General features: G+C 36.5%; 15 protein-coding genes. All 15 read left to right on the top strand.

Going from position 1 to position 14,762, the window contains the following annotated elements; genetic code table 11:
• Nucleotides 1–30: 30 nt before the first annotated feature.
• The 15 genes from rpsB to infB all read left to right on the top strand — a co-directional run bounded on the left by rpsB (nucleotide 31) and on the right by infB (nucleotide 14,752).
• Nucleotides 31–789, top strand: coding sequence for a 30S ribosomal protein S2 (rpsB, locus tag CLOCL_RS12025; RefSeq protein ID WP_014255610.1), 759 nt, complete (start codon nucleotides 31–33; stop codon nucleotides 787–789).
• Between the two features lie 192 nt (nucleotides 790–981).
• Nucleotides 982–1,629 (top strand): translation elongation factor Ts, encoded by a 648-nt coding sequence (gene tsf, locus CLOCL_RS12020; protein ID WP_014255609.1) that lies wholly within the window; start codon nucleotides 982–984, stop codon nucleotides 1,627–1,629.
• 147 nt (nucleotides 1,630–1,776) lie between these two features.
• Nucleotides 1,777–2,484: a UMP kinase gene (gene pyrH, locus CLOCL_RS12015; RefSeq protein ID WP_014255608.1), complete on the top strand. Its 708-nt coding sequence runs from the start codon at nucleotides 1,777–1,779 to the stop codon at nucleotides 2,482–2,484.
• A gap of 145 nt (nucleotides 2,485–2,629) precedes the next feature.
• Nucleotides 2,630–3,187, top strand: a complete 558-nt coding sequence (frr, locus tag CLOCL_RS12010) for a ribosome recycling factor (RefSeq protein ID WP_014255607.1) — start codon at nucleotides 2,630–2,632, stop codon at nucleotides 3,185–3,187.
• Nucleotide 3,188: 1 nt separating this feature from the next.
• Nucleotides 3,189–3,389, top strand: a complete 201-nt coding sequence (locus CLOCL_RS12005; protein ID WP_014255606.1) for a hypothetical protein — start codon at nucleotides 3,189–3,191, stop codon at nucleotides 3,387–3,389.
• Nucleotides 3,390–3,542: 153 nt separating this feature from the next.
• Nucleotides 3,543–4,307 (top strand): isoprenyl transferase, encoded by a 765-nt coding sequence (locus CLOCL_RS12000; RefSeq protein WP_014255605.1) that lies wholly within the window; start codon nucleotides 3,543–3,545, stop codon nucleotides 4,305–4,307.
• Nucleotide 4,308: 1 nt separating this feature from the next.
• Nucleotides 4,309–5,148: a phosphatidate cytidylyltransferase gene (locus CLOCL_RS11995; protein ID WP_014255604.1), complete on the top strand. Its 840-nt coding sequence runs from the start codon at nucleotides 4,309–4,311 to the stop codon at nucleotides 5,146–5,148.
• 38 nt (nucleotides 5,149–5,186) lie between these two features.
• Complete coding sequence (locus CLOCL_RS11990; RefSeq protein WP_014255603.1) at nucleotides 5,187–6,332, top strand: 1-deoxy-D-xylulose-5-phosphate reductoisomerase; 1,146 nt, start codon at nucleotides 5,187–5,189, stop codon at nucleotides 6,330–6,332.
• A 255-nt stretch (nucleotides 6,333–6,587) separates the two neighbouring features.
• On the top strand, nucleotides 6,588–7,880 hold the full coding sequence (gene rseP, locus CLOCL_RS11985) for an RIP metalloprotease RseP (protein ID WP_014255602.1): 1,293 nt from the start codon (nucleotides 6,588–6,590) through the stop codon (nucleotides 7,878–7,880).
• A gap of 38 nt (nucleotides 7,881–7,918) precedes the next feature.
• Nucleotides 7,919–8,983: a flavodoxin-dependent (E)-4-hydroxy-3-methylbut-2-enyl-diphosphate synthase gene (gene ispG / locus CLOCL_RS11980; protein WP_014255601.1), complete on the top strand. Its 1,065-nt coding sequence runs from the start codon at nucleotides 7,919–7,921 to the stop codon at nucleotides 8,981–8,983.
• 255 nt (nucleotides 8,984–9,238) lie between these two features.
• Nucleotides 9,239–9,700, top strand: a complete 462-nt coding sequence (gene rimP / locus CLOCL_RS11975) for a ribosome maturation factor RimP (protein WP_014255600.1) — start codon at nucleotides 9,239–9,241, stop codon at nucleotides 9,698–9,700.
• Nucleotides 9,701–9,756: 56 nt separating this feature from the next.
• On the top strand, nucleotides 9,757–10,890 hold the full coding sequence (gene nusA / locus CLOCL_RS11970; RefSeq protein WP_014255599.1) for a transcription termination factor NusA: 1,134 nt from the start codon (nucleotides 9,757–9,759) through the stop codon (nucleotides 10,888–10,890).
• A gap of 155 nt (nucleotides 10,891–11,045) precedes the next feature.
• Nucleotides 11,046–11,321, top strand: a complete 276-nt coding sequence (gene rnpM, locus CLOCL_RS11965; RefSeq protein WP_014255598.1) for an RNase P modulator RnpM — start codon at nucleotides 11,046–11,048, stop codon at nucleotides 11,319–11,321.
• A complete protein-coding gene (locus CLOCL_RS11960) occupies nucleotides 11,311–11,655 on the top strand; it encodes a L7Ae/L30e/S12e/Gadd45 family ribosomal protein (RefSeq protein ID WP_014255597.1) in 345 nt (114 codons plus the stop codon). The genes rnpM and CLOCL_RS11960 overlap by 11 nt, the downstream gene beginning before the upstream one ends.
• On the top strand, nucleotides 11,621–14,752 hold the full coding sequence (gene infB / locus CLOCL_RS11955; protein ID WP_144687116.1) for a translation initiation factor IF-2: 3,132 nt from the start codon (nucleotides 11,621–11,623) through the stop codon (nucleotides 14,750–14,752). Before CLOCL_RS11960 ends, infB begins: the two co-directional genes overlap by 35 nt.
• Nucleotides 14,753–14,762: the final 10 nt, after the last annotated feature.

Raw genomic sequence — 14,762 nt, 5'->3', positions numbered from 1 at the left:
AGGTATAAAACATTTGGAGGTGTATTATTAATGTCAGTAATTTCAATGAAGCAGTTATTGGAAGCTGGTGTTCATTTCGGTCACCAGACAAGAAGATGGAATCCTAAAATGGCCGAGTATATTTTCACAGAAAGAAATGGTATCTATATTATAGACCTGCAGAAAACTGTGAAAAAGGTTGAAGAAGCTTACTATTTCGTAAGAGAAGTAGCTATGAACGGCCAGGACATATTGTTTGTAGGAACAAAGAAACAGGCACAGGATTCAATCAAGGAAGAAGCTGAAAGATGCGATCAATATTATGTAAATGCAAGATGGTTAGGTGGTATGTTAACTAACTTCAAGACCATCAAGACAAGAATCAACAGACTTAAAGAACTGGAAAGAATGGAGACTGAAGGAATATTTGATGTATTGCCCAAGAAGGAAGTAATAAAATTGAAAAAAGAAATGGAAAAACTTGAAAAATACCTTGGCGGTATAAAGAATATGAAAGGACTTCCGGGGGCATTGTTCGTTGTAGACCCAAGAAAAGAAAGAAATGCAATATTGGAAGCAAGAAGATTGGGTATTCCGGTTGTAGCTATTGTTGATACAAACTGTGATCCCGATGAAGTTGATTATGTAATCCCTGGAAATGATGATGCTATAAGGGCTGTTAAATTAATAGCTTCTAAGATTGCTGATGCAGTAATAGAAGGAAGACAGGGAGAACAGCTTTCTGTTTCTCAGGAGACTGAAGCACAGCCAGCTGAAGCTGCTGCTGAAGAAGTACCTGTTGAGGCGTAATTATATTGAATATATCCTGCCTTCAGTCTTGACAGAATGAAGGCGGGTTTTTTAATGATAGTTTATTGTGAAATAAATTAATGGATTGGCTTTGATTTTTATAATATAATTTTGTATTTTTATGAATAATTTTCTCTGATAAAATAGATTAATATTAATATAAAAAAATTTCGTTTGTTTGGAGGAATACATATGATTACAGCAGAGATGGTAAAACAGCTCCGTGAAAGTACAGGAGCAGGTATGATGGATTGCAAAAAAGCTCTCACAGATGCTAATGGCGATATGAATAAAGCCGTTGAATTATTGAGAGAAAGAGGAATTGCAAAAGCTGTTAAAAAATCTGGAAGAGTTGCTGCTGAAGGTATTGTTGATGCATATATTCATGGCGATGGCAGAATAGGAGTTTTGGTAGAAGTTAATACTGAAACTGACTTTGCTGCAAAAAATGAAGACTTTAAAGCTTTTGTAAGAGATATAGCTATGCAGATTGCAGCTGCAAGACCTGAGTATGTCAGAAGAGAAGAAGTACCTGCTGAAGTAATTGAAAAGGAAAAAGAGATCTTAAGAGCGCAGGCATTAAATGAAGGAAAACCTGAAAAAATTGTTGATAAAATGGTTGAAGGCAGATTGGATAAATTTTATAAAGAAGTATGTTTGCTGGAACAACCGTTTATAAAAGACCCGGATAAAACAATACAAGATATCTTGACTGAGAAAATTGCAACAATTGGTGAAAATATTACCATCAGAAGATTTGTAAGATTTGAAAAAGGTGAAGGTATAGAGAAGAAAGAAGAAAACTTCGCTGAAGAAGTAATGAAACAAATCGGACAGTAATTAATAGAAAACAAAAAAAGAACATATAATTTGCATTATATGTTCTTTTTTTGAGAGAATGTAAAAAAATAGCAGTTATTTTAATACAAATTATTGCGAATGAGGTTTAAAGTATCAAGCCCCCCTTCGGTGAAAGGAGAAATTGCTATGTCAGAAATAAAGTATAAGAGGGTTATGCTTAAGATAAGCGGAGAAGCACTTGCTGGGGACCAGAAGCATGGACTTAATACTGAGACCGTTAATAAAATTTCCGACAAAATTAAAGAATTGCATGATTTGGGTGTTGAAATAGCCATAGTTGTAGGTGGAGGAAATTTCTGGAGAGGTAGAAGTGGTAAAGGCATGGATCGTACTACAGCCGATCACATGGGAATGCTTGCTACCGTTATAAATGCTTTGGGACTTCAGGATTCCCTGGAATACAGGGGGATACCTACCCGAGTGCAGACAGCTATAGAAATGAGGCAGATTGCCGAACCTTACATAAGAAGAAAAGCAGTAAGGCATTTGGAAAAAGGAAGGATTGTTATTTTTGCGTGTGGAACGGGAAATCCTTATTTTTCTACTGACACTGCTGCAGCATTGAGAGCTGCTGAAATAGATGCAGAGGTCATTTTGCTTGCGAAAAACGTTGATGGCGTCTACGACAGTGATCCTAATATAAATCCTAATGCTGTAAAGTTTGACAAACTCTCCTTTTTGGATGTTCTTAATAAAGAATTGGGCGTTATGGATTCGACTGCTGCGTCTTTATGCAAGGACAATAACATACCCATTATTGTATTTGGGTTGAATGATCCGGATAATATTATAAGAATTGTCAAAGGAGAAAATATCGGCACATCTATCAGGTAATTTGAAATATATAAGTTATTCTTTTTATGCAGTAATTTCATATCCAATAAAGCAGTTTGAATTTTGGTAGAAGTATATTGAAGTAACACATATAATGAACCAAAAATCAATAGCTGCCAAATATAAAAATGGAGGAGGAGTACTTATGTCAAGGGAAGAGTACAAGGCTATTGAAGAAAAAATGCAAAAAACAATTAAAGTTTTAAGGGATGAGTTAGCTGGGGTAAGAGCCGGACGTGCAAATCCTGCCATTTTAGATAAGATAACTGTTGATTATTACGGGGTTCCTACACCGATTAACCAGCTTGCAAGTATATCTGTACCGGAAGCAAGAGTAATAATGATACAGCCATGGGAAGCAAGTATGGTCAAAGAAATTGAAAAAGAAATACAAAAGTCTGATATAGGAATAAATCCGAACAGCGACGGAAAAGTTATAAGATTGGTATTTCCAATGTTGACTGAGGAAAGAAGAAAAGAACTTACAAAGGTAGTTAAGAAGTATGGTGAAGATTCAAAGGTTGCAATAAGGTCAATTCGTAGAGATGCCATTGATCAGATGAAAGCACTTAAAAAAGAAGGACAGTTGACAGAAGATGACCTCAAAACTGCGGAGAAAGATATTCAGAATATGACAGACAAATATATTTCGGAAATTGATAAAATTGTTGAGTTAAAAGAAGCTGAGATTCTCGAGGTTTAAAATGAAAATTACCGATGTTATTGGATTGACATTAAAAGATGCAAAAGGTTTATTCGATGATAACGGCATTGGGGATTATTCTGTTAGAGTTACGTCTTCTCCAAGGCAAAAAAATGATGATTATGATGATGATTATAGGGTTGTTGGTATAAGAGAATTTGATGGCAAGAAATTTGAAATGATAGTGTGCAAGCCCCTCTAGAAATGAGGGGTTTTGCTTTAAACTTTTTTATTTTATATTTGAAATTGGTTGCTATTGCTATACTGACTATATTATAATAATATAATGGTGTTTAAAATTGACTTCTTTAAGAGAACTTTCATAGATTAACCTTTGGAATATCGGGAGGCTAGAATGTCTTTTTTAAATAAATTGTTTGGAAAAAAAGATAATGTTAAAAAAAGCTTTGATATTGATTATAATAACTTGCCGGTTCACATAGCTATAATTATGGATGGGAATGGCCGATGGGCACAGAAGAGAAGATTGCCTAGGACAGCCGGGCACCGGGAAGGTTCAAATAATTTGGATAAGATTGCCCAGTTTTGCGGCGAAATAGGAATTAAATATCTTACAGTGTATGCTTTTTCGACTGAGAATTGGAAGAGACCGAAGGGTGAAGTGGATGCTTTAATGGATCTCTTACTGGATTATTTGAGAAACGCTGAGAAACATATTGGCGGAAGAGATGTGAGAATCAGAGTTATCGGGGACACCAGTGCTTTGAGCAAAGAAATCCAGGAGCAAATTGTGCGAGTTACAAAGTTAACGGAAAAAAATAATGGATTAACCATAAATATTGCTATAAATTATGGCGGAAAACACGAAATTGTCCATGCTGTAAAGCAAATAGCCAAAGATGTGGCTGAGGGAAAAATAAAGTATGACAGCATTGATGAAAACATGATTTCTGACAGATTATATACAAAAGATATACCTGATCCTGATCTTCTGATACGTCCGGGAGGGGAAAAGAGAATAAGCAACTTTCTTATCTGGCAGTCGGCATATACTGAATTTTGGTATACCGATGTCTTATGGCCGGATTTTAAAAAAGAGCATCTGTTAGAAGCAATAAAAGAATTCCAATTAAGGAATCGCAGGTTTGGAGGAATATGAATTGAAAGTTAGAATTGCTAGCGGTATTGCGGGAATAGTATTACTGCTTATTGTTGTATGGTCCGGTAAATTGGTACTGGGTCTTTCTGTTTTTTTATTGTCTGTACTGGGATTGATAGAGTTTTATTCAGCAGTATCGAAGGCAGGATACAAGCCTGTTAAGTTTATAGGTTATATTGCCTCACTATACATGTTTTTAGTTTGTTCCAGAGATTCGCTGAAAAGTATCGGTATTGATGTGCAATTCTTATATTCCTATAGATCGGGATTTTTAGCCGTATTTTCGGTAATGTTGGTTTTATTTTGCTATATAATTTTCTTAAATAATAAATATAATATATTTGATATTTCAGTTACTGTTTTTAGTATTTTTTATATTGTTTTTTTATTTTCCTTTGTAGTATTGGTCAGAAATATGGTTAGCGGTTTTTATTATGTATGGCTTGTTTTTATTGGGGCCTTTGCAACCGACACTTTTGCTTACTTTTCAGGATACTTGTTTGGGAAACACAAGCTGTTGCCTGAAATTAGCCCAAAGAAGACGGTGGAAGGTTCTATAGGAGGAATAGTCGGATGTGCTGCAGTTATGGGAGGCTATGGCTTGTACTTAAATTCTGTTGGAATTGATAATATATCAATGGCTCACTATATAGTTTTGGGATTGCTGTGTGGTGTGATATCTCAGATTGGAGACTGGGCAGCATCAGCTATTAAGCGGCATGTTAAGATTAAGGATTATGGCAATATAATGCCCGGGCATGGAGGAGTTTTAGACAGATTTGACAGTATTTTGTTTACAGCCCCGGTGGTTTATTTTTATTTGTCGTTTTTAATATTTTAAGTAAAAAAGCAGTGTTGCTGTGCTAAGGAGAGAAATAAATGACAAAATCAATTTCAATATTGGGATCCACAGGGTCAATAGGAGTTCAAACTCTTGATGTTGCAAGAAACCTCGGAATCAGAGTGGCGGGGATTGCAGCAAATACAAGTATAGATAAATTGGAAAGCCAGGCAAGAGAGTTTTTACCGGAGGTTGTAGCAGTCGGAAATGAAGAAATGGCAAAGGTTTTGGCTGAAAGGCTAAATGACCTTGATGTTGAAGTAATTGGCGGAATAGAAGGCTTTAAAAGGGTTGCATCCTTAGAATCGGTAGATACGGTGGTAACTTCTATAGTGGGAATTGCCGGCCTGATACCTACAATGGAGGCAATAAAAAATAAAAAGAATATCGCTCTTGCAAATAAGGAAACTCTTGTGACTGCAGGAGAAATCGTAATGAGCGAAGCTTTAAAAGCCGGCATTGAAATTCTGCCGGTGGACAGTGAACATTCTGCTATATTTCAAAGTTTAATGGGTAATAATATAAAAGATGTATCAAGAATAATACTTACAGCTTCCGGCGGACCTTTCAGAGGAAAAAGCAGCAAGGAACTTGAAAATGTTACTTTGGCAGAGGCTTTAAAGCATCCGAACTGGAATATGGGAAGCAAGATAACGATAGATTCTGCCACCCTAATGAATAAGGGGTTGGAGGTAATTGAAGCCAAATGGCTGTTTGGGCTTGACCTGGATAAAATAAAAGTTATTGTGCATCCTCAAAGTATTATTCATTCCATGGTTGAATATGTTGACGGATCAGTTATAGCTCAACTGGGATCGCCCGATATGAGACTTCCTATACAGTTTGCTCTTACATATCCCGAAAGAAAGCATAATAATTTTTCAAAATTGGACCTTTTAAAGTGTGGGAGTTTAACCTTTGAAGAACCGGATATGAAGAGTTTTCCTTGTTTGAGACTGGCTTTTGAGGCGTTGAGAATAGGTTCGACTATGCCGGCAGTAATGAATGCAGCTAATGAAGAGGCTGTCGGATTGTTTTTAAAGGAGAAGATAAAATTTGTCGATATACCTAAGGCAATTGAAAAAGTTATGTCAAAGCATGTTGTTATCAATAATCCTACCATAGAAGACATACTGGAAGTGGATCTATGGGCAAGACAAATAATTAATAAGATGTATATATAAGTTTTTTAGTATAATTTTCATATGTAACGTAGTAAAATTAAAGTAGGTTATTTGACAGTGTTACTTTTAGTAAAAATGCATGCTCTAAAATTAAAGGTAATGTCAAAAAAAGTAAGAAAGTGACTTTTAAGACAGAAGTCGAGCATATATTTTTGGGTATTGAGATTTTAATTTGTAAAAGCATATGTATAGGATTTTTGAATTATATTAATTATTTCATGAAGCAGTGTGTTAAAGCTGATTAGGAGGTTTATTATGAACATAATAATGATATTGTTGGCCTTCAATTTTATTCTTATTATTCATGAATTGGGACATTTTATAGTTGCAAAGCTTTCAAAAATAAAGGTTGAAGAGTTTTCACTCTTTGTTGGGCCTAAATTGTTTAGTTTTACAAAGGGTGAGACAACTTACTCATTGAGACTTTTCCCTATACTCGCCTATGTAAAGATGGAGGGTGAGGATGAAGAATCGGATAGTGAAAACGCTTTTAATAAGAAGCCTGTATGGGTCAGAGCAGCGGTAATTGCGGCAGGTCCTCTTGCAAATATAATTTCGGCTATAATTTTAATAACTATATATTTTAACATTAACGGGTTTCAGACTATGACTATAAGTCAAATAGGTGAGGATTCACCAGCTGCGAAAGCAGGATTGCAGGTGGGAGATGAAATTATTGAGTATGACAATAAGAGAGTATACCAGATTATGGATCTTGAACAGTTTTTATATGTTTCTAAAGGAAAACCTACTAATATCAAGTTTAAGAGGGGGAATGAGGTACTGGAAAGTCAGATTGAGCCTGAGGTTATACCGGCTACAAGATATTTGCTTGAGGTTGGATTAAATAATGAAGGTTCAAAGGAAAATGTAGTTAGTTCTGTTATTGAAGGTGGAGCTGCTGACAAAGCGGGGATAAAAATAGGAGACAGGATTGCAAAAGTTAATGGTGAAACTGTTGATGATTATGAAAGTTTAAGGGCTTCAATACAGGAAAATGGTAGTAAACCTGCGGTAGTTACTGTTGAAAGAAATGGAGAGATGCTTGACATTGAGATAACTCCTGTAGAAGTAGTTGATGTTGAGCGATATTATGTAGGATTTGCTTTGGGATTTTCAAAAGGAAATATTATAACTTCCTTTAAGCAAGGTGCTATTTTTGCTTATAGCAATGCAAGACTTGTGCCCTATTCATTAGCATGGCTGTTTACCGGAAAAGCTTCCATTGCGGAAATGGTTGGTCCTGTTGGGATTGTAAGTACTATGAATGAAGCTGTTAAGACTACAACCAGTATGTTTGAAGCTATTATGAGGATACTGTATTTGACTGCTTTTATAAGTGTTGCCGTGGGGGCTACCAACTTAGTACCGTTCCCGGCTCTTGACGGAAGCAAGCTTGTCATACTCGCAATCGAGGCTATTAGGAGAAAACCCATTCCAATTGAAAAGGAAGCAATTATTACTACCATAGGATTCTTTTTATTGATTGGACTATCAATATTTATAACCATAAAGGATATTGCAAATATTTTTGGTTTTTCTTATTAAAACATTATAAAAGTAAATGAAACCGGAAGGAATTGTCTATGAATAATAACTACATTGACAGAAAGAAAACCAGAAAAGTATGTGTTGGAGGCACTTCTATCGGAGGTGATTCTCCAATCACTGTTCAGTCAATGACGAATACCGATACAAGAGATGCTGTATCTACCATAAATCAGATAAAGAGGCTTGAAGAAGCCGGATGTGATATTGTCAGGGTTGCAGTACCGGATATTCAGGCAGCCGAGGCAATTAAAGAGATAAAAAAGGCTATAAGGATACCCTTGGTGGCGGATATACATTTTGACTACCGACTTGCCATAGAGAGTATAAAAAGCGGTGCTGATAAAATAAGAATCAATCCAGGAAATATCGGAGACCGGGATAGGGTAAAAGCGGTGGTTGAAGCGGCTAAAGAAAGGAAAATTCCAATAAGGATTGGTGTAAATTCCGGGTCCCTTGAAAAGGATATAATGGCTAAATACGGCGGAGTGACACCGGAAGCTATGGTGGAAAGTGCACTGGGGCATGCTAAGATTCTTGAGGATTTGGACTTTCATGATATAGTAATATCATTAAAAGCATCCAGTGTATCTATGACAATTGCTGCTTACCGCAGAATGATTGAGAAAAGTGATTATCCGCTTCATATAGGTGTTACTGAAGCAGGTACTGTTTACCGGGGAACCATAAAGTCGGCTGTAGGATTAGGATGCCTTTTGGCAGAGGGTATCGGGGACACAATAAGAGTATCTTTAACCGGAGATCCAATTGAGGAGATACGGGCAGGAAATGAAATTTTGAAGGCATTAGGTCTTAAAAAGGGCGGTGTTGAATTGGTATCATGTCCAACCTGCGGTAGATGCCAGGTAGATTTGATAGATATAGCTTCGAAAATAGAGGAGAGTCTGTCAAAAGTTGATAAGGATATTAAAGTTGCAGTAATGGGCTGCGCCGTTAACGGTCCCGGTGAGGCGAGAGAGGCAGATATCGGTATTGCCGGAGGCAAGGGTGAAGTACTTCTTTTTAAAAAGGGCGAGATTATAAGAAAAATTCCTCAGGAAAGAGCAGCAGAAGAGTTGCTGGAGGAAATTTATAAATTATAAATCATCGAAGAATGTGGATTTTTAGAGCAAGTAAAGATTATGTAATAAATATTTGAATAAAAATTAATAAAATATTGATAATTACAAATAATAGTGTTATAATTACTTGTGATTAATGTTTATAGGAACTTGTTGGAAAAGAGTGGGTTGTACCCACTCTTTCGTATTATTCATGTTTACAGAGGTATATATTTAAAAATGTTAAAGTTATTATATTTTCAAACAGTTCCTTTAGATTAATAATGGAGGATGTTTATGGTCAAAAAGAAGATTGAAGATATTGTTGCGGAAATTGCAGAGCCAATAGTGGAAAGACATTCTTTTGAGCTTGTGGATGTTGAGTTTATTAAAGAGGGGACCAACTGGTATCTCCGGATTTATATAGATAAGCCAGGTGGTATAACAATAGATGACTGTCAAATTGTAAGTGAGGAAATAAGTGATATATTGGATGAAAAAGACCCTATAGAGCAAAGTTATTTTTTAGAAGTGTCCTCGCCAGGGCTAGACAGGCCTCTTAAGAAGGACTCTGATTTCGAAAAGTTTAAAGGGGAACTTGTAGAAGTTAAGGTTTACAAGCCTATAGACGGCAGAAAGATTTTTGAAGGAGAATTGGTCGGGCTTATTGACGGAAAAATTGTTATTAAAATAGATGACAGGAACGTTGAATTTGAGAGAGCTCAAGTTGCATTGGTCAGAAGAGTAATTAAATTTTAAGAAAATTGGGTTAAAAGATATTTGAAATCAGAAAAAGAGAATAAGGAGGTTCTTAAATGAGTTCAGATTTGATCCATGCGTTAGAACAGTTAGAAAAGGAAAAAGGAATAGACAAGGATGTGATAATTGAGGCGATAGAGGCGGCTCTCATTTCTGCATATAAGAGAAATTTCGGAACTTCTCAGAATGTTCGTGTGTCAGTTGATCGCCAGACCGGTGAGTTTAAGGTGTATGCTTTAAAAAAGGTTACAAGCAACCCGCAAAACGAGTTTCTGGAGATATCTGTCGAAAACGCCAAAAAGATAGATCCTGCACTGGATGAAAACGATATGGCCGAAGTTGAGGTTACACCCAAGAAGTTTGGAAGAATAGCTGCACAGACGGCTAAACAGGTTGTTGTCCAGAGACTGAGGGAAGCTGAAAGAGGAATTATTTTTGATGAGTTTTCAAACAAAGAGGACGAAATAGTTACAGGCGTTGTGCAAAGGACTGAAAAGAAGAATGTAATTATTGACCTCGGTAAGACAGAAGCTATTTTGGCACCTTCAGAGCAAATACCCGGTGAGGAGTACAATTTTAATGACAGATTAAAAGTATATATAATTGAGGTGAAAAAGACTACAAAAGGACCTCAGATTTTGGTTTCAAGGACACATCCCGGTTTGATAAAAAGACTTTTTGAATTGGAAGTACCCGAAATTCATGAAGGTATTGTTGAGATAAAAAGCATATCGAGAGAACCGGGGTCAAGGACAAAAATTGCTGTATATTCAAAAGATGAGAACGTGGATCCGGTTGGAGCGTGTGTAGGACAGAAAGGTACAAGAGTTCAGGCTATTGTGGATGAACTCAGAGGTGAAAAGATAGATATAATTAAATGGAGCAGCGACCCGAAGGAGTATATCTCAAGCAGCTTGAGTCCGGCGAAAGTTATCCATGTGGAAATTAATGAAGAAGAAAAGAGTGCAAAAGTTACCGTACCTGACTTCCAGTTATCATTGGCGATAGGTAAAGAAGGACAAAATGCCAGACTGGCAGCAAAGCTTACAGGTTGGAAAATTGATATTAAAAGTGAGTCGCAGCTCAGAGCAACTATTGAGCAAAAGCTTCTCAATTTTGACGGCAGTTTTCAACCTCTATTTGTTGATGATGAGCAGCAGGATGAAAACAATGAAGATAACTTGGAATAGAAACAGTGAAATAATAAAGAATTGATTTTGGGATTTATAAACAAGATATCTTCAAACCCAATTTTTAGTTATAAAAAGTAGAACTCATTTTACCAATTTACAGTATAATCTTTTCAGAAGTATTTATACTTTGCAACTAGGGGATGTGATTGATTTTGAAACAAAAGAAGGTACCCATGCGTATGTGCCTCGGATGTCAGGAGATGAAGCCTAAAAAAGAATTAATTAGGGTAGTTAAAAACAAGGAGAATGAAATATCCGTAGATTTTACCGGTAAGAAAGCAGGTCGTGGAGCTTATATTTGTAAAAATATAGAGTGCTTTCGAAAAGCAAAGAAAGCTAAACGTTTTGAGAAAGCCTTTGAGACATCAATAAGCGAAGATATATATAATACCCTTGAAAAAGAATTGGAGGAAGGTAATGGCGGATAGAATATATTCTTTTTTAGGGCTTGCAACAAAGGCAGGGAAGATTGTATCCGGGGAAGAATCCTGTGAGAGAGCTTTAAAAAAGTCTTTAGTCAGTTTGGTCATAGTGGCTGAAGATGCTTCACATAATACAAAAAAGAAATTTTTAGATGCCTGTAAATTTAGGAATGTTGAATTCAGAATATTTGGACAAAAAGATATTTTGGGGAAGTTTACGGGTAAAAATATAAGGTCGGTGGTAGCAATTTTGGATAAAAGTTTTTCAAAACGATTGGTGGAACTGATTGATTCTAGTGTCAACAATGGATGCGGGGGTGAAGATATTGGGAAAGATTAGAGTTTATGAACTCGCTAAAGAAATGAATACAACCAGTAAAAGGTTAATGGAAAAATTGGCTGAAATAAATATTGTCGTTAAAAATCACATGAGTTTGCTTGAAGAACACGAGCTTGAAGCATTATATGACCATATAGGTGTTATAAAACATAAAGAAGAAAATGATGATAAGAAGGCAGCATTACAGGCTCTATATGCCAATGAAAATATTAATAAAGAAGCAAGAAAGGAAGCAAAAAAAGCACCAAGAATAATTAGAACAACCGAAATAATATTGGACTCAGACAACGAAGAAAAGAATGCAAAAAATGAAAAAAGCAATGATTCTGCAAAAAAAGCTGACAGCAATAGTCATTCAAAAAAGAAAAGAAACGATTTTGTTAAGGTGGCACCGTCAAATTCAGGATTGAGACCTGGATTTGTCAGGGAAACAAAGCCTGAATATCTAAGAGCGTTGGAAACGGAAAAGAAACAGGAGGTTACGAAAATAGCAGATACACGTGAAAAGGGCGATGCTCAGAAAGAAGTGAAAAAGAATGTACACAAGGGAGCTGTTGCTGAGCAAAAGCAGGAAATCAAATCGATGGGGTCTAATGAGGAGGCAAAGGTGGCAAATGTAAATGCCGATCAAAAGGTTAAAGCAGAAACAAAAAGTGTGGAATCTAAGAGTAGCGAGGCTAAAATGAAGCAGGGAGAGAATGCTAATAGTAAAGAGGAAGTCAAGGTGGAAAGCAAAACCGAAATTAAAGTTTCCGAAAACGCGGTTCAGAATAAAAATGACAATAATCAGCAAAAAAGCAATGTAACGGAGGACAAAACGGGAAATAACCGTCCTGTAAGTGTTGATAAACAGGAAAATGTTCAAAGCAAACAAGAAGATCAAAGTAACAGGCCGCATAGTCAAAATAAGCATGCACAAGAAGGAAAAACTCATAATGAAGATAATAGAAGTAATTTAAGCAAAGATTTGCATAATAAATCTAATTTCGCGGCAAAAGTTTCCGATGCTTCAAAAGCTGATTCGGTGGCAAAGAAAGATGAAGTTAATACTCAAAGAAATGAAAATAGAAGAGAGTTTTCCAATAAGGATATGGAAAAGGATGCAAAAAGAGAATTTAAAAGAGAATTTTCGAAAGCAAGTATAAAGAGCGGAAATGCAAAAAATCAAAAAAATACAAAGAAATACAAAAATGTATTTTCCGGTAGGAAAGAGGTTTCTCAGATATTAGCTGATGATTCAATCCTTCAGGAACTTTATGACGATGATGTTAAGAAGGCAAAGAAACCTAAGAAGGAAGCTAAGGAGGCTAAAAAGGAAGAAAAACATATTCCTCCTAAACCGGTGCTGACTTCAATAACAATACCTGAAACCTTAACTGTTAAAGAGCTGGCGGAGGCATTAAAGAAAGCAGCGGCAGAGGTTATAAAGAAATTGATGTCATTAGGCGTAATGGCTACAGTAAACCAGGAAATTGACTTTGATACAGCTGCCATTGTAGCCGATGAGTTTGGAGTAAAAGCTGAAAAAGAAGTAGTTATATCTGAGGAAGATATATTATTTGACGATAGTGAAGAAGATGATGAGTCTCAGTTGGTGCCAAGACCGCCGGTTGTTGTGGTTATGGGGCATGTTGACCACGGTAAGACTTCGCTTCTTGATGCCATAAAGTCATCCCATGTCACTGAGAGCGAAGCCGGTGGTATAACGCAGCACATAGGTGCTTATATGGTTAAGGTTAATAATAGAAATATTACATTCCTTGACACACCGGGACATGAAGCTTTTACAGCAATGAGAGCAAGGGGTGCTCAGGTTACCGATATTGCCATTCTGGTTGTTGCAGCTGATGACGGTGTAATGCCCCAGACTATTGAAGCAATAAATCATGCAAAGGCTGCAAATGTTACAATAATTGTAGCTATAAACAAGATAGACAAACCAGGGGCAAATCCTGAGAGAGTTAAGCAGGAACTTACTGAGCATGGCCTTATTCCTGAAGAATGGGGCGGAGACACTATTTTTGTTGAGGTTTCAGCAAAGCAGAGAATCAATATTGACGGGCTGCTGGAAATGGTGCTTTTGGCTGCCGATATGCTTGAACTTAAAGCAAATCCGAACAGGCAAGCCAAAGGTACAGTAATTGAAGCAAAACTTGACAAGGATAGAGGACCTATTGCGACAGTTCTTGTTCAAAGGGGAACATTGCAAGTTGGAAACTCCATTATAACCGGAACCATATTGGGAAGAGTAAGAGCTATGGTGGATGAGAAAGGACAAAGGCTTAAGAAAGCAGGGCCGTCTACTCCGGTAGAAATTTTAGGTCTGCCTGAAGTTCCGGAAGCAGGAGAAACATTCTATGCTGTAACCGACGAGAAATTGGCTAAACAGTTGATTGAGAAGAGAAAACTCAAACAAAGAGAACAGACTTTAAAAGCTACGTCAAAAGTATCGCTTGATGATTTGTTTAACCAGATAAAAGAAGGTAAAGTAAAAGAGCTTAACATAATTGTCAAGGCCGATGTTCAAGGTTCTGTTGAAGCTGTAAAACAGTCTTTGGAAAAGCTTTCTAATGAAGAAGTAAGGGTTAAGATAATCCACGGTGCTGTTGGAGCTATTACCGAAACCGATGTTACATTGGCTCAGGTTTCAAATGCTATAATTATAGGATTTAATGTAAGACCGGCAGCAAAGGTTGCAGAAATAGCAAAAGATGTAGGAGTTGATATAAGGCTCTACAGAATAATATATAATGCTATTGAAGATATACAGGCAGCCATGAAAGGTATGCTTGAACCGACGTATAAAGAAGTTGTAATTGGACATATTGAAATAAGACAGATATTTAAAGTTTCCGGTGTCGGTACTATTGGCGGTGGATATGTCCTTGACGGAAAAGTTCAGAGGAACTCAGAAGTCAGAGTGGTTAGAGATGGAATCGTTGTACATGAAGGAAAACTTGCTTCATTAAAACGATTTAAAGATGATGTTAAAGAAGTGGCACAAGGATTTGAATGCGGTCTTTCAATTGAAAGGTTCAATGACATAAAAGTGGGAGATGTTATTGAAGCATATGTAATGGAAGAAGTTAAAAGGTAATGTTAAGTGA

The sequence above is a fragment of the Acetivibrio clariflavus DSM 19732 genome (assembly GCF_000237085.1).
In the GTDB taxonomy this organism is placed as follows: Bacteria; Bacillota; Clostridia; order Acetivibrionales; family Acetivibrionaceae; genus Acetivibrio; species Acetivibrio clariflavus.
This window is presented reverse-complemented; position numbering and strand designations above follow the sequence as displayed.